The organism is Pseudomonas sp. C321, assembly GCF_055407105.1.
Genome location: NZ_JBUZRB010000014.1, coordinates 13,109 through 29,015, shown reverse-complemented (window position 1 = coordinate 29,015; position 15,907 = coordinate 13,109). Strand labels below are relative to the sequence as shown.

Annotated in this window: 16 protein-coding genes; 7 read left to right on the top strand and 9 right to left on the bottom strand. The window is 55.5% G+C overall.

Going from position 1 to position 15,907, the window contains the following annotated elements; genetic code table 11:
- Positions 1-36 precede the first annotated feature (36 nt).
- The 7 genes from ACZRJ6_RS25040 to ACZRJ6_RS25010 all read right to left on the bottom strand — a co-directional run bounded on the left by ACZRJ6_RS25040 (position 37) and on the right by ACZRJ6_RS25010 (position 6,771).
- Positions 37-873 (bottom strand): DUF932 domain-containing protein, encoded by an 837-nt coding sequence (locus tag ACZRJ6_RS25040; RefSeq protein ID WP_048402826.1) that lies wholly within the window; start codon positions 871-873, stop codon positions 37-39.
- Between the two features lie 337 nt (positions 874-1,210).
- A complete protein-coding gene (locus ACZRJ6_RS25035) occupies positions 1,211-3,184 on the bottom strand; it encodes a ParB/RepB/Spo0J family partition protein (RefSeq protein ID WP_169907240.1) in 1,974 nt (657 codons plus the stop codon).
- A gap of 586 nt (positions 3,185-3,770) precedes the next feature.
- On the bottom strand, positions 3,771-4,238 hold the full coding sequence (locus ACZRJ6_RS25030) for a TrfB-related DNA-binding protein (RefSeq protein WP_048402831.1): 468 nt from the start codon (positions 4,236-4,238) through the stop codon (positions 3,771-3,773).
- Positions 4,239-4,633: 395 nt separating this feature from the next.
- Complete coding sequence (locus ACZRJ6_RS25025; protein WP_169907241.1) at positions 4,634-5,323, bottom strand: NYN domain-containing protein; 690 nt, start codon at positions 5,321-5,323, stop codon at positions 4,634-4,636.
- A gap of 354 nt (positions 5,324-5,677) precedes the next feature.
- Positions 5,678-5,911 carry a hypothetical protein gene (locus tag ACZRJ6_RS25020; protein WP_169907242.1) on the bottom strand — a complete coding sequence of 78 codons (234 nt, stop codon included), beginning with the start codon at positions 5,909-5,911 and terminating at the stop codon, positions 5,678-5,680.
- 43 nt (positions 5,912-5,954) lie between these two features.
- Entirely contained in the window at positions 5,955-6,479 is a 525-nt protein-coding gene (locus tag ACZRJ6_RS25015; RefSeq protein ID WP_200661100.1) for a hypothetical protein, read from the bottom strand.
- A 31-nt stretch (positions 6,480-6,510) separates the two neighbouring features.
- Positions 6,511-6,771, bottom strand: a complete 261-nt coding sequence (locus tag ACZRJ6_RS25010) for a hypothetical protein (protein ID WP_169907235.1) — start codon at positions 6,769-6,771, stop codon at positions 6,511-6,513.
- A 592-nt stretch (positions 6,772-7,363) separates the two neighbouring features.
- Between ACZRJ6_RS25010 and ACZRJ6_RS25005 the strand changes: the two genes are divergently transcribed.
- From ACZRJ6_RS25005 to ACZRJ6_RS24990, 4 genes are all read left to right on the top strand, one after another.
- A complete protein-coding gene (locus ACZRJ6_RS25005; RefSeq protein WP_169907244.1) occupies positions 7,364-8,071 on the top strand; it encodes a ParA family protein in 708 nt (235 codons plus the stop codon).
- Complete coding sequence (locus ACZRJ6_RS25000; protein WP_169907245.1) at positions 8,068-8,397, top strand: stability/partitioning determinant; 330 nt, start codon at positions 8,068-8,070, stop codon at positions 8,395-8,397. Before ACZRJ6_RS25005 ends, ACZRJ6_RS25000 begins: the two co-directional genes overlap by 4 nt.
- 710 nt (positions 8,398-9,107) lie before the next feature.
- Entirely contained in the window at positions 9,108-9,659 is a 552-nt protein-coding gene (locus ACZRJ6_RS24995; protein WP_071667625.1) for a GNAT family N-acetyltransferase, read from the top strand.
- On the top strand, positions 9,656-10,615 hold the full coding sequence (locus tag ACZRJ6_RS24990; protein ID WP_047741493.1) for a tyrosine-type recombinase/integrase: 960 nt from the start codon (positions 9,656-9,658) through the stop codon (positions 10,613-10,615). Before ACZRJ6_RS24995 ends, ACZRJ6_RS24990 begins: the two co-directional genes overlap by 4 nt.
- 14 nt (positions 10,616-10,629) lie before the next feature.
- Here the strand turns inward: ACZRJ6_RS24990 and ACZRJ6_RS24985 are convergent, their stop codons facing one another.
- Complete coding sequence (locus ACZRJ6_RS24985; RefSeq protein ID WP_047741491.1) at positions 10,630-10,926, bottom strand: hypothetical protein; 297 nt, start codon at positions 10,924-10,926, stop codon at positions 10,630-10,632.
- Between the two features lie 32 nt (positions 10,927-10,958).
- Entirely contained in the window at positions 10,959-11,138 is a 180-nt protein-coding gene (locus ACZRJ6_RS24980; RefSeq protein ID WP_217648984.1) for a hypothetical protein, read from the bottom strand.
- 933 nt (positions 11,139-12,071) lie between these two features.
- Between ACZRJ6_RS24980 and istA the strand changes: the two genes are divergently transcribed.
- From istA to ACZRJ6_RS24965, 3 genes are all read left to right on the top strand, one after another.
- Positions 12,072-13,571, top strand: coding sequence for an IS21-like element ISPst3 family transposase (istA, locus tag ACZRJ6_RS24975; RefSeq protein WP_024012635.1), 1,500 nt, complete (start codon positions 12,072-12,074; stop codon positions 13,569-13,571).
- Positions 13,564-14,367 (top strand): IS21-like element ISPst3 family helper ATPase IstB, encoded by an 804-nt coding sequence (gene istB, locus ACZRJ6_RS24970; protein WP_010454871.1) that lies wholly within the window; start codon positions 13,564-13,566, stop codon positions 14,365-14,367. Before istA ends, istB begins: the two co-directional genes overlap by 8 nt.
- A gap of 354 nt (positions 14,368-14,721) precedes the next feature.
- Positions 14,722-15,843: an ISAs1-like element ISPa60 family transposase gene (locus ACZRJ6_RS24965; protein ID WP_010455375.1), complete on the top strand. Its 1,122-nt coding sequence runs from the start codon at positions 14,722-14,724 to the stop codon at positions 15,841-15,843.
- Positions 15,844-15,907: the final 64 nt, after the last annotated feature.

Genomic DNA, 15,907 nt, shown 5'->3' with positions numbered 1-15,907 from the left:
GTTGAAGCCGGGTGCATTACGCACCCGGCCCGATTGTTACGCCGTGGTCAAATGGCCGCGCATCTCTTGCGCCAATACCCACAAGGCTCGATTCAGTTTCACATCCTGATCAATCCCACCGACTGCACGGGTTGTCGCTCGACGGCCTACCTTGTTGCGACCACGTAAGCCACCTTTAAGCGAGTTTTCTTGAATACGATTGAAGGTAGTCCACAGATCATTATCGAAGTCTTCGACACGGCGTGCACTGAGCAACTGGCGAGCTGTTACCGGCGCAGGGCCATCTTTCGGTTCGTAGCGATATGACAATGCAGCTGTCGCGAAAGCCTCTTGTTGCTCCGGGCGTAACTTGATTTGCTTCATGCTCTCGCGGTGATCGTTAACAGAGTCAAACTGATTGAGTACTTCATAGGCACCTTCGATCACGTCGCTGATGACATCACCTTTGCCGCTGTGCCGTACTTTCTGGTCAATTGAACAATCACCAATGACCAAACCATTGGCACAGACAAACCGAAACATCCCCGCCATCATCTGATAACTGCTGGTTCCGTCATGGCTGTTCAACAGGATGATTTCATTCGCTTCCTTGTCCATGATGGTGTTTGCATGGCGAAGGCGTAGCATGTGCTTGGTGTGTTCGCGTTTTTCTTCGTTCCGCACGCGAGTCTGGCACGCCATGAACGGCTCAAAGCCTTCAGCACGCAACGCATCCAGTACGTCGATAGTTGGGATATACAGGTAACGTTCTGACCGGCTGTCATGCGCTTCTTCTGCGAAGATCGAGGGCGCCACGCGGGCAATATCGTCGTTCGACAGCGGACGGTCTGAACGCAGCATGGTTGGATTACGGAAACTGCTGGAAAGGTGCATATTATTTCCCCTACAAGGTTTACCTGGAGCGGTAGCCGCCGCTCGTTTCAGGTATCAGCGCCGAAGTGACGCTGATGTGTTTATTGTATCAAACACACACCACAGTGTCACTACTTGTCATGACAATAACTGCACATTTTTTGACTTTTTTTCAAACCGCCTTGCGTGAATCCTACTCAAGAACACCTCGTTTTCCTGTCGAAACACTCTCGATATGTCCACCACTCCCGACGCCAGACTTTTAAAATGGTGCCTTCACCAGGTGCGCCGTGATGAGTGATTTTGGCTCTCCATTTTAGGATAGGGATCAGTTCCATCTGACCCCTGCCCTGTCTAGTTATGGCTTACTGGTGGCTGCCTTAGAATTGCTCTTTGGCTTGGTTGTGTTTTTCTTCTTCACCGGTATCGCCTCTTGTGTGCGAATCAGCGAAGGCACCCAACCTGTCCCACTAAGACGGGTTTCAGCTTCTGTAGCAAGTGCGCCTTTCTTCATATCCAGCAAAGCAATCCGATCAGCATCACCCTTTATTTTTCCTGCCTCGGTCAACGCCTCTATGATCAATTCTTTGGATACCCTGCCCAAGTAGTTAACAACGGTAGGAATAAAATGATCTTCCATTTTCAAATTGAGCGCTTGAGCATACTTCTCTGTAAGTTCTTTTGGCTCAACAGACAGACTTACAGACCGAGCGACTGCAAATGCCAACAGGGTATCTAGCTCCGCATCACTTAATGCTGTAAGAGCATCCCACAAGTCCCCATCAGCCGTTGGCAACGCCTCGACCAATTGATCACCGAGTGCAACAAACTCATCTTGTTTAACTTGCCCTGCTTCATCAGTAATCGGGCAACCTGTGCGGGCACCGTATCCGCTACTGATACCCATGTCCGTTGGTGAACCACTCCAATCACTGCGCGTGTCAGTAACGAACTTGCAGACAATTAGAATTTTTGCGGCCTTGGGATTAGTTGCCGTTATAAACTGTGCGGCTAAATTACGGTGCCCAAGTAAAGAGCGACGCAGTGCGTCACTGATTGTGTTGCCCTTACGCCCTGCGGGTTCTGTTTCCCGGCCACCTGAAAGGCGCTCCCCTTCTCCCAGGGCGGAAGTGACATTGGCACGATCTGCGGTACGGACTAGCCCCCGGTCAATGCGCAGCGAACCATAGTGCATGCTGATGATCGCGCCGGCATGCTCCATGACTTCCGGGGCAAATCCTTCTCTGGATGCCTGAATTTTCAGTATTTCAGCCTCCAGCTCGTCAACGCGCTCATCCAGTGCTTGGGCCTGCTCGTCGTCCCCAGCCTCCACGTGGCCTTCGATGGCGGTCTGTGTGTCTTCCAGTTCCTTTTCCAGCGCTTCAAGCTGGGCGGCTGACTCTGCTGACAAATCGGCCAGTTTCTTTGGTGCCCGCCCTAGGCGGTCAAACTGGGTGTAATCAAATTTCGGCCAGACCTCGATCCAACCCCAACCTTCTGCACGCACTTGCTCCCCCAGATACTGTAGCTTCGCCTCGACCAGTACATCGAGTAGGGCGCCGTCAGATAGCAAGGTGCCCTGCCCGTCTTCTGCAAACAGGTCACGGCGCACACCACCACCGGCCTGCTCGTAGACCTCCACACCGCCTATGAACGCAACACGGGTGTCTTTGCTGGCATCTACCTCCGTTTCGATAACGGCGCGTCGTAGCGCGGCTGGGTCGTTGTTCCAGTGCTGGTCACGAACACGGTTCCACACCATTGTTTGGCGGTCATGATCATCCGTTGCGCACAGGGAAATCAGCTGTTCGGTTGTCAGCTCACCAACGCGGTATTCCTCGATCAATGCCGGAGCTGCTGCGCGTAGCTTGAGGCGGCGCTCAACAACCAGCGTCGTGACTCCGAAGCTGTCCGCGATGCGGTCGATGGTCCAGCCCTGCTCGGTCAATTCTTTGAACGCGTCGAACTCATCGGCCGGGTGCATGGCTTCACGGCTGAAGTTTTCAGTCAGACTGGCGGCCGTGACTGCATCCGCGCCGATAACCAAGCTGGCCGTGGGGTAGTCGTCTGGAAATTTGCCTTGTTCGACCAGTAGAGTGATCGCGTCAAACCGGCGACCGCCTGCCGCTACATCGAAGAATTCGCCGTTGACATGTACGACCAAGTTTTGCAAAAGCCCTTGGCCAGTCTGTTCGTGAGTGCTAAGGATGGAAGCTGCAAGGGACACAATTCCTGCTCGGTAACTGGCGGAATTGCGGCCAGTACGGCGGGCGTTTCTCTCGCTGCGGCGCAGACGGTTAAAGGGAATGACCGTGTTGTATGCGTTTGACATGAAATAACCCCTACAAGTGATGCCCGGAGCGGTAGCCGCCGCTCGTTTCGGGCTTCGGCGCCGGTGTGGCGCCGATGGATTTATTATACATCCATATCAACTTTATGTCACCACTTGTCACTACAATAAACATGAATAAATCAGCCCCCCTCCCCCCACGCATTGAAGCGGTGCAAGCTACGCATTCACTAGTACAGGACGGCACAAATCGCACTCCGACCACCTCCGACGCGCTCTCCTGCTTTGGGCTTTGCTGCTGCCTTTCTGTGTGCCCGAGGTGGAGACATGGCTTCGCTGAGCCCTGTGCCGTGGCATTTAGGGCGACCTGGTGGGTAGGTGGAGGCAAGAGGGGAATGCATGGCCACAGTGAAGGGCGTGCAGTGCGGGCTATGCCCGCGCGTAGAGCGTTCCGGCCGGAGGCCGAAGCGTTATGTGATTGAAGCCCGAAGGGTCGAGACGGGCCGGCTTCATGGCCTGGCTCGATGCGCAGCACGAAAGCACGGCCCCAAGCGCAGCGCAGGGGAACGCCCGGTACCAGGATCTGCAGAACGCCGGCAGAGCTGGAAGCCTGGAATCAGGGCGTTAGCTAAGGCAGTGTGATGGTAAAAGTAAGTCCATCGAGCGGCTTACCTGCAGCATGAAGTTCTTTAAGCGACTCCGAGATTTCCCCTAGCTGTGTAGCCACCTCGCCAGGGAACCACTCACCGACCTTTACCCAACCTTTAGGTAAAGACTCCATGTGGCCACGTATGCGCTTCATCAGCACACTGACATTCTGTCGATTCAACCCAACCTCAGCTGCTGCCTCAGAAATTGTGGCCCCCATCACCAATACGAGCCGAGCGGCGGTAATCGATTTCGCGGAGTAAGGCCGTCGCTTATTGTGCGCAACCAGGACCTTCATCACGCGCTCAAACTCTTCAGCGCTCATTTCTCCGGTACTGGGCGTGGGGCTGATCAAGCGCACCAGTTGGGCAATTTCACCTGGTGAATAGGCCACTTTGATTTGGGCGGCCATGATCTGCAGCTCTACTTCGTTGCGATTTGCAGGCATGGTGGTGTTTCCAGTTCATTGCCCAGGGAGAATCAACCCCATGGCGGGTGGTATGGTTGGTGTGTGATCCACGGCCGTACAGCCAAGAACAAGTTAACTTTACAATAAAACGTCACTACTTGTCACTACAAACAATTAAATTTAACCACACCTCAGAGTCCTGTGTATTATGACCAGGCGACTTTCGTTATCCCCTACAAGGGCGAAAGAAGCACCCAACCGATGGCCTAGCCGGGCCTACGGTTGAATGAGAGGCCCCCTACTTCGCGTCGGGGGCTTTTTTTTGAGCAAAAAAATGCTCTGACCGGGGAGCCTACAGAATTCGGAAAAAATCGTACGCTAAGCTAACTTAGCTTAAGTGCGCTTCCTGTTCCGGTGTCCCATATTGCCTAGGATTACCAGTAGTCAGGCTTAACGGCGGGCTTTTTGAGCGTAGGCACACGATCAGGAAACTGATGGGTGGCAAGTTCTTCAGTTGTCACGATGTGACGCATCCAATGCGAATGGTCTTTGAGGGAACCGGGTATCGTCCGCTTGATGCCTTCGCGGTGCGGCAAAATCACCCCTATCCGCAGGTTTGGAAAGTCTTCTCGCAGTGCTCGCAAGGCTGGGGTCATATCAGTATCAGCGGAGACCAATACAAGCTGCTGGATGCGGTCTTCCGGCATCAGGCCCGCCTGTTGAGCAGCGAGCCGATACATACTGATGGCGATATGAACGTCCGTTTCCTTTTCTTCAAGTTTCCAGATGTCGACCTGATCAAGCCTGGACGCCGGGGTCTTCTTGTCGACGAAACGAGGGGCCTTTCCTGATTCCAACTGATGGCGCCCGTAAGTAACGCTGACGCCTCGCACAATCAAGGCGCGCAGGTAACTGTCTTGAGCTTCTTTCGAAAGGATGCCACGACTGGCAAGCGAGGGTTTCACACCGGAAGTGAAAAAGCTAACGGACGCCAGGGAGTTTTCAGGATGCTCGACGCGCAGAATGTGCGCGAGCAAAGACGGAAGATCGAGCCATTTGTACTGTGTGCCTGCGAGTAGGCCATAAAACAGGTTGTAACCGTCTACAAAGCACGCTGTACGCAAGATTTTCAGTCCTTAGAAACGAAAAAACCGGCGCTAGGCCGGTTTCTTCACCCCAACAGCCAGCGAACTTAATCGCTGCGTACGGGGCTGAGTAGTGCGTTAATAATGGCCATAGTTGACGTGTATGTCAACTGTGACCATGTACCGCTGTACTTATCCGGTTGAAGTACTCCTCAACACGGCGTCAGGCTGGCAACCTGTACAACGTCAAGCTAGAGCTGGCTTCGGCATTTTCTGACACCTCGCGGCCAGCCTCTATGGCTTCAACCTGACAGGTCGCATGCTTAGGCGCCACGCAGCGCCCAACGTTCCCCCCAGGCAGTCAGACGCTCAGTGACAGCATTCACCTCGCGGCTACACGGCCTCCGCTGGCAGGCGATACACCCTTGGTACCACTTGCGGATCAGCCAGCCAATAGCAACTCCGGTTCACGTCCTGAACCCACGCCGTGCGCCGCCACCAGTAGGCCGGCGCACGCGGCCCTTCTAACTTGAGCCAACTGATGGCCGCACCTGGGCGCAACAGCGCATGGGTGGCATCGACCGGCGCGTCGGGCCAGTCACGGACGTGGATCGTCTCGGCACTCATGGCGGGGTTCCTTTCTGTTTGTTAAAAACCCGGTACCGGGGGCTTACCTTTTGGCCTGGGCTGCCGCGATGAGAGCCAAATCCAGATCCGGTTGAGCGATGCGGCTTATCTCATCCGCCAGACGTAGCGCCGCTGTCACGCGCTCTTCCCGCAGGCTGTCGGTATTCTGTTCGGCGGGGGCATACAGCCAAGCCCGATAGGCTTCCTGACTGCGCATCAACGCGGCCTGGGCCTTGGCATCCAAGATAAGGGTCAACAACGGGGTTTCAGTCGTACTCATGTTAGGGGGCCTTCCAGTCTGTGTTGCGTTGTCGGTTTTTGGTCGCAGCTTCAAGGCCGCGACCTTGACCGGGAAAAACCACCGAGCCGCCATCCGAGGCGCCAGGACCGCATGCACCTTGGCGTCAGCCATAGTCCGGTCTGCTTCGGCGTTGAACTCTCGCCACGGGTCAGCAGGATCGCCCAGCACCAAGGGCGAACCATCCTCATGGAACACCCGGCCATAGCAGCCAGAACAATAACGGCCCAAGTCAGCCGGGGCAGCCATGCAAAAGAGGCAGGTAGCCATCGCTTCTGGATCCTTACTAACAGTTGGTTCGTTATAATAGCGGCAGCTCGTAGTAACCCAACTCGCCGGGCTCCCATTGAATCGGGCGGCCGTCGAGGCCTTCGCACTCATCGATAGGACCGGCAATGGTATAATCGGCGCCTTCCTGTTCGTCCACCGCCTCCGGCGGACACGCCCGATTCGCCCTTTCCAGCCGTTTACGCGCCTGCTCCCAGCTTTCCCCTGGCCGGGCATCAGCTCGCACCTGGGCGTCGGTTAGCGCCGGCAGTTTTCCGGGTTCAATCGTACGCATGGATGGGGTTCCTTTCGGCTATTTTGCTCTGAATTTAGGTCATTACGTAAAACCGACCGCCTACAATTGCGCTAGAGGCATTTCCCGGGCCTTGGCATGCCCAAGGCCAGCCAACAAAACCTACGTTGCTCCAGGAAGCGCATGCGCGGCAAGAAATGCTGCGTCAGCGCGACACGATCAAATCGTGTCAGCTATTACGTGTCCAGGATGCCTAAAATCTGTATATGGCACCCTTCCCTGCTTCATAGAGTCATCAGCACCGGTAGCTACTGGCAATGTGTAAGCCCGTACAACCAAAATGAATTCCAAGTGGAATTCCACATGGAATTCCTAAAGAAACCATAGCTGGAATCATAAAGAATTCAAACAGAATTCTACAAGCACTCAAAAATGAATTCATTATTAGATTCTATAAAGAATTCACAAATAGTATCCTTAAGGAATTCCCAAAGGTTCCAATATAGAATTCCTTTGTGAATTCTATAGAATTCCTAAAAGATTTCATATATGGTTTCCTCATGGAATTCAAAAAGAATTCTATAAAGAATCCATTGAAGGTTTCAAGGGTTACTAACCTACTGAGGGCCTGTGTATGCCAGTCATTGTTTTCGTCTCCCCAAAGGGTGGGGCGGGTAAGACCACTTCCGCTTTGGCACTCGCTGAGCAAATCGCACGGCGCGTACCGGTCACCGTTATTGATGCCGACCCTAATCACCCCATTAAGTCGTGGTCAGAGGGCGGTGAAGCCCCAAAAAACATGACAATTATCTCGGACGTTACTGACAAAACAATCGGTGAAACGATCGCAGATGCAGCTACAAAGACGCCTTTCGTGATCGTCGACCTGGAGGGCACAGCGGCCACAATCGTTGCCTATGCGATCGCAGAATCAGACTTCGTGGTCGTACCTACCCAAGGCTCACAACTGGACGCTGAGCAGGCGAGTAGGGCGTTTGGGCTGATCAGGGCCCACGAACGGGGCATCCAGAAACATAAACCTGATTACAAATTGCCTTACGCCGTTTTGTTCACTCGCACATCTGCAGCGATTCAGAGCCGGGACACAAGACATATTCGCAAGAGCTTTGAGGCAGGGGGGATTCCGTTCTTTGAGACGGAACTGAATGAGCGGGCTGCATTCAAGGCAATGTTTTCCTACCGTCAGCCGCTTGAGTTGCTGCCAACTGACGAAGTCTCCAATGTCGGTAAGGCTATTGAGAACGCCGAAGCGTTCGCTCGGGAACTGATATCCAGAATCACCTCAGAGGCCCAGCCACAGCAAGAGAAGGTCACATCATGAGTCGCGTAGATCCGCTGGATAGCTTGAAAAGTTTTGAACCTAAAACAACCACTGAGCAGAAAGCAAAGCAAAGCAACGCAGAAGTGGAAGAAATGGCGAACCAACACGGGTTTGTCGGCCGACAAGTAACCCCTCTAAACGTCCCAGTTGACCGGTCAAAGCGCCGTCATAAAACCGGACGCAACGTCCAGATCAACATCAAAGGCGAGCAGGAAACCAAGGATGAGTTGTACCGCGTTGCTGACGATATCGATCAACCGTTGGGTGAAACACTCAAGCAGGCCTTGGCAGCCTTACGACGTGAACTGGAGACAGGGCCTCGTTGAAGGGGACTTAAAGCGCGCCAAACTCACAGCAGCTACCGCTGCTGTGGTGAAAAAATGGCCTTCCTCCAGTAAGGGCTGGAGAAAGGCGTACTGCATTACATGTACCTGATAGTTGCGTCGACCACCAAGATCGTGATTTTCGTCACGACCAGGATGATCTTGCACACCATCAGGATGCTGCCAAGGGACACTGGGTCCATAAACACCTCCGGATTTCTGCTGCGTTACCTGCCAAGGCAGTCAGAAGCAGGATTGCTTCCTGGCATGCAGAAACCCCTTACGAGGTGGAAAACCTTCCCTGACCAACGGTCCTGGTACAAGTTGACGCTTGTGTAACCTTGCGTTATGATTTGACTTGTCTAGGGTAAATCAATAACGTTGGCTAACTCTGCATACTTAACTACCATTATACTCATACTCCCCCAGTATTTGTCAATACTTGAGGGATTTTTTGTCTGAAATTCGTTTATCTCGACTCTTAGGCAAAAATCTATGACCGAAGCGCACCGATCACAATAAGCCGATTGCTGTGATCGTCATTGCCCACACCGGCGCCAAATTGATCACTGGTACAGATTCATACTCCGTGATCGCGTCGTGAACAAATCCATCAATTCCGGTCACTACACGACAAAACCCGCCGTATTGCTCGCAAGCCTGATAAGTGGTGATAAAATAGGTTATCACCACTTTTAGAGGCAGAAGGGCGCATGGCACTTTTTGACCCCATCCGCGACTATTTCCATAGACGCCAAGCCAAAATTCTGAATGAACAAGCCTCCCGCGTTCACCTGGTGAATCGACGGCAGGAATCCCATCGCGGCAACTTTGTTTTTCCCGGTACCGACTTTGTGGATGACATCGAGGTCGGTGGCCAGCGCGTCGGATATGTCAGCTACGGCATCAATCCGCTGGATGACCGCGTGTACATCAACAAGATTGACATCGAGCTGCAACATCAGCGCCAAGGGTTTGGCTTGGGGGTGCTTTGGTGCCTTTGGCTTAAGCACCAGGTGCCCATCGTGCCGCTTTACCAGTACGGCGCCTCTAACGGATTCTGGAGCCTGGCTCGTCAGCGGTTCTTGGCAGCCGGTGCGCTGATAGAAGATCAACTGCGCACTGACACTGAGCTTGATGCCGCCAAACAGCGCTGGCAGCATCTGGTGCCCGAGCTGGCACACGAGCGGCAGATCCGCGAGATGATGGCCTCGCCGGATTGGCCCGAGATCGAGGCTGGGTTCATAGCGAGGCAGAAGTTATGAGCGAGCTCGTCAGTTCGGGCGGCGCCGGTGGACGTCGACTAACTTCCGCTGAGTTCCAGCAGTTGGCCAGTGTGCCAGCTGCAGTCGAGTGGTTTGCCAATATCGACAACCCACGTACCCGACGTGCCTATCAGAATGACCTGGAAGACTTCTGCAGCTTTGTCGGCCTCACCGGCGCCGATGAGTTCCGTGCTGTTACTCGCGCACATGTACTGGCATGGCGTGCCCAGCTGGAAACTCGGGGCCTGGCCGGGGCCACGATCCGGCGCAAACTGGCCGCGCTGGCCAGCCTGTTCGATCATCTCCTGGAGAACAATGCCGTTGCCGGTGGGAACCCTGTGCATGGGGTCAAGCGACCCAAGATCGAAACCAACGAAGGGAAAACGCCGGCACTCGGTGACGACCAGGCTAAAAGGTTGCTGGACGCTCCTGATACAGAAACCGTGAAGGGAGTGAGGGATCGGGCGATCCTGGCTGTATTGCTGTACCACGGGCTTCGACGGGAAGAGGCGGCAAGACTGACAACGAGTGACCTGGTGGAGCGCCGAGGCATAAAGCATCTTCGGGTGCATGGGAAGGGGAAGAAAATTCGCTTCCTCCCACTCCACCCAGTTGCTGCTGAGCGGATCTATGCGTACCTGGAGCTCGACAGTGCCCGAGATACATCATCGGGACCGCTATTCCGTTCCGTCCGGGGCAAAACCACCGGTGCTGGAGTTACAGCGAATGGGCTTTATACGGTGGTGGCGTATTGGGCGCGTGTTGCTGGCATCGAGGTCGACGGCCTGGGCGTGCATGGGTTGCGCGCTACGGCCGCGACAAACGCCCTGGACCATGATGCTGACATCGCGAAGGTTCAGATGTGGCTGGGTCACGCGAACATCAGCACAACGCGACTGTATGATCGGCGCGGCCAGCGGCCGGAGGATTCACCTACGTATAAGGTTAAGTATTGAGTACGAACTCATAGTCAAGCCGGGAGGCTGACAAAAACTGGGAAGTTAACCGCCGAAGCGCAAACTTCAGCACTTTCGTCGCAATCCCAGCAACCGCGATCATCGTCCCATGCGACAGGACTAATACACCCTGCAGTTTCCATTTCTACTTCACCAGCTTCGTTCAATGTCACGGCATAGACTTCACCATCTTCGAGGAAGATGGCCCCGCCGTCAGGCAGACGTAGCGCCTTGCCCGGTTGGCTATGGAGCACGGCGGTGTAAGCCGAATACATCGCATCAAAGGTCAGATGTTTAGGTGATAGGTTCATAGCTTTTTTCCTTGGTCAGCTTGTCACTGTTACTACCTAATTTCTGAGAGCACCTTGCGGGCAGTATCAGTTGCGTCCAATCCCTTTACCCAAGATTGCTGTATGTGAAAGGTCTGGGCTTCCACCACGCCTGATGCGTCTGAATAGCTGATCTCCATTGATTCAGCGAGCTGCTGGACAACAGCCGTTTCCCATTCGGAATAATTATTCATCGCCTTCTCCATCTTTGAACACACCTTCGCTGCAATCGTCGAGAAGGACCGGCGACTATCAATCCCGGCCCTGCCCTTGCTGTATGTGGTTAAGAAGCTGGCTGCTTGTCACAGGCCCAACTGCCGAGCGCCCAGTTGGTGTTCGCTCCGTCAGGTACCACTGCCAGCTCAAGCGAGCAGACAGCTTGCCCTGGGGCTTTGGTAGTTGCTGTAGCTGTGTACAAATCCTGCTTGGTGATTGTCACGTCTACTACAGAAGCATCGACACCGTAGAACTGGGAAGCGAAGGAGGCAGCGGTCGACGCTGGCGTGCTCTCGTTTGGAGCTTGTGCATGAGCAGCTTGCGCGGTAGCTGTAACGACCTGCAAACGAAAACGTTCCGACCTGCAATCAGCGCCGTTTTCGACCAGGATTAACTGCGACTGTCCGGCCCGGCAAACCAGCGTTAGCTGCGAATGAACCTGCATTGATCCACACCGACCTGCATTCCATCGTCGCCAACCAGCATTAACTGCAAGTCAGAGGATCTTGTGGGTAGGGATCACAGGTTTCGACGCAGACTTAATGCCATGTTTACCAACGAGCGGATTCCCCGGAATTTTTGTCACATTATGAGCTTGATGAATCCTTTGCATGTCTTAAATTAAATAACGGGTTAAGTGACAATTTTTGACGGCCAGAGCTTTCCGACTCAAACTGTCACATAATCGAACGTATATGTGACAGGTACGACATGCTGATAGGCTACATGCGGGTATCGAAGGCGGACGGCTCCCAGGCTACCGATTTGCAGCGCGACGCGCTGATTGCCGCCGGGGTGTTGCCGCTGACCGAAAACTGACCCAGTAGAGGCTGTTCTGCCGACTGAAAACTGACCCAGGTGTTCAACTGCTTCTGCTCAATTTTTGAGCAGGAGAACACAGGGTGATCAGTATGGAAATGATGGGCAAAATTCGCCGGATGTATTTCCGCGACAAGCTGTCGCTGCATGAGATAGCCAAGCGCACCGGGTTGGCGCGCAACACGATTCGCAAGTGGGTCAGAGCACCTGAGGCCAAGCCGCCGGTCTACCAACGCCGCGCGATCTTCAACAAACTCAGCCCTTTTCACGCCACGCTGGAGCAGGCGCTAAAAGCCGATTCGCTGCGGCCCAAGCAACAGCGGCGCAGTGCCAAGGCGCTGTTGGCGCAAATCAAAGCCGAAGGTTATGACGGTGGCTACAGCCAGCTCACCGCGTTTATCCGTGCCTGGCGAGGGGGACAGGGCAAGGCGTCGCAGGCCTTTGTGCCGCTGACCTTTGCTCTTGGCGAGGCGTTTCAGTTTGACTGGAGCGAGGAAGGCTTGCTGGTCGGCGGCATTTACCGGCGTATGCAGGTGGCACATCTGAAGCTGTGTGCCAGCCGTGCGTTCTGGCTTGTGGCGTATCCGAGCCAGGGCCATGAGATGTTATTTGACGCCCATACACGCTCGTTCGGCTCCTTGGGCGGCGTGCCGCGCCGGGGCATCTACGACAACATGAAGACCGCCGTCGACAAGGTCAATAAGGGCAAAGGCCGGGCGGTGAATGCGCGCTTTGCGGTGATGTGCGCGCATTACCTGTTCGATCCGGACTTCTGCAACGTCGCCGCTGGTTGGGAAAAGGGCATCGTTGAAAAGAACGTGCAAGACAGCCGCAGGCGTATCTGGCTAGACGCCCAGGACTGCCAGTTTCACTCCTTCGAGGAACTCAATGCCTGGCTGGGCCAGCGCTGCCGCGCGCTTTGGAACGAGCTGACGCACCCTCAATACAGCGGGCTGAGTGTGGCCGAAGTGCTGGAGTTGGAGCGCGCTGAACTGATGCCTGTGCCAGCGCCATTCGACGGTTACGTCGAGCGGCCTGCGCGGGTCTCCAGCACCTGCCTGGTCAGCGTCGGGCGCAACCGCTACTCGGTGCCGTGTGAGTATGCGGGTAAGTGGGTCAGCAGCCGTTTGTATCCGACGCGAATCGAGGTGGTGGCTGACGACGCGCTGATCGCCAGCCATGTCCGCTTGCTGGATCGCGACCAGGTCAGCTATGACTGGCAGCACTACCTCCCGCTGATCGAACGCAAGCCCGGTGCGCTGCGCAACGGCGCGCCCTTTGCTGATCTGCCGGCGCCGCTGCGTCAGCTTAAGCACGGTCTGGGGCGTCATGCCGGCGGTGACCGGATCATGGCGCAAGTTCTGGCTGCCGTACCGGTCGCCGGGCTCGATGCGGTGCTGGTGGCTGTTGAGCTGGTACTGGAAAGCGGCAGCCTGAGCGCCGAACACATCCTCAATGTCGTGGCGCGCCTGGCCGCGACCGAACCACCACCCAGCGTCGAAACCCACTTGTCGCTCAAGGAAGCCCCCGTCGCTAACACGGCGCGCTACGACCGCCTGCGTGGCCAGACCGAGGAGATCGGTCATGCGTGATTTGATGGCGGAACTCAAGGAGCTGCGCCTGCACGGCATGGCCACGGCCTGGGCGGAGTTGACTGCGCAGGGTGAGTCGAACACAGCCTCGTCCAAGTGGCTGCTCGAACACCTGCTGGAACAAGAGCACACAGATCGCGCCATGCGCTCGGTGAGCCACCAGATGAACATGGCCAAGCTGCCGATGCACCGCGACCTGGCCGGCTTCGACTTCAGCGCCTCCAGCGCAGACGCTCGTTTGATCAGCGAACTGGCCAGTCTGGCCTTTACCGACACCGCGCAGAACGTGGTGCTGATCGGTGGGCCTGGCACCGGTAAAACCCACCTGGCCACTGCGCTGGCCGTGTCCGGCATCACCCGGCACGGCAAGCGCGTGCGCTTCTACTCCACGGTCGATCTGGTCAATCTGCTGGAGCGCGAAAAGCACGACGGCAAAGCCGGGCGGATCGCCCAAGCTCTGCTGCGCATGGATCTGGTCATCCTCGACGAACTGGGTTATCTGCCCTTCAGCCAGGCCGGCGGTGCGTTGCTGTTTCACCTGCTATCCAAGCTGTACGAACACACCAGCGTGGTGATCACCACCAACCTGAGCTTCGCCGAATGGTCGAGCGTGTTCGGCGACGCCAAGATGACCACCGCCCTGCTGGATCGGCTGACCCACCACTGCCACATCGTCGAAACCGGTAACGAGTCCTATCGCCTGCAACACAGTAGCTTGGCGGCCCAGGCCAAGATCAAATCACGGGAGCGAAAGCGTAAGGGCGGCCAGGAACCGGAGGACGATGAGCCGTTCTGATTTCATGGCGACGACGGCCTGCTACATGGCTGCGTGTGGCAGGTCTTAAACAACTGAACTGGGCTAGCGAAGGAGTGGGGGCAACAGCAGCTGCGCTGGTAGACTTATCCACAGTTGCTGGTAACAAAATCAGCAATCCGCCCTGGGTCAAATTTCAATCGGCAGGGTGGGTCAATTTTCCATCAGCGCCAACACACTAAGCAACCATCAGAAAATTTTGACTGTACGCCAAAAAATTCGCATCTACCAGCATCTAAACAGGCGTTGCAGGGCAATCGCATGAACGCCTGCCGATTTGAATGAGTCCTTTCCCAGCGGGCATCCTGAGCGCCTCTCTACTCAGGATGCCCTGCAATGTCGCATCACATACCAATCTCCGATGTTCTGGTCGCCATCAATGATCCCCGTCAGCAGGGCAAGATTCGTCACGACCTGGTCGAAACACTGGTCGTGGCTATCTGCGGCGTGCTTGCCGGCGCTGACACCTTCATCGAAATCGAACTCTGGGCTGAGCAGCGGCTGGACTGGTTCCGCCGTATTCTGAAACTACCCCACGGCATTCCCTCACACGACACCTTTGGACGGCTATTCAGCCTGATCGATCCAGAGGAGTTCGAGCAGGCCTTCCGCTGTTGGGTTGCGGCGATCCTACCGGCCCTTTCTCCGCAAGTGGTTGCCCTAGACGGCAAGACCAGTCGCCGCTCCGGCAAGAAAAACACGGCCCCGTTGCACCTGGTCAGCGCTTTTGCGGCTGATTCAGGGCTGATTCTCGGGCAGAGGGCGACCTCCCAGAAGTCCAACGAGAAGACCGCCATTCCTGAGCTGCTGGCCACACTGGCGCTTGAGGGCTGCACCGTGACGATCGATGCCATGGGTACCCAGCCGGACATTGCACAGGCCATTCTCGATCGCGGGGCGCACTATCTGCTGGCCATCAAGGGAAACCAGCCGAAGCTGGCCGAAGCGATCGATGACTTCGCTGACACCTTTTTGGACGGCGATCCTGCCCGGGTACCCCATGCGCACTTCGAGCATGTCGAGAAGGACCATGGCCGGCTGGAGGTTCGTCGCTGCCATGTTTTCGACCAACTCCAGTGCCTGCCACAGCCAGAACGCTGGCCAGGACTGCGCACTTTCGTGATGCTGGAGTCCGAGCGGACTGTGGGCAACCAGACCAGCCTGGAGCGCCGTTACTACATCAGCAGTCTTGCTCCGGATGCAGAGCGCATCGCACATGCCATCAGGGCGCACTGGGGCGTGGAGAACCGCGTCCACTGGTGCATGGATGTCATTTTTGGTGACGATCAGATGCGGATCCGAACCGGGCATGCTGCCCACAACATGGCCGTTCTCAAGCAACTTACATTGAATTTGATCCGGTTGGATCCGGTCAAGCGCAAGGGTGGCATCAAGGCACGAAGGCTGATTGCTGCAACCTCTGATGATTATCGGGCTGAACTATTAGGTCTCAGGTGAGCTTCATGCGATTGCCTTGACAGGCGTTGTTGATTATCATAAAACACTGACACTGTATTATATA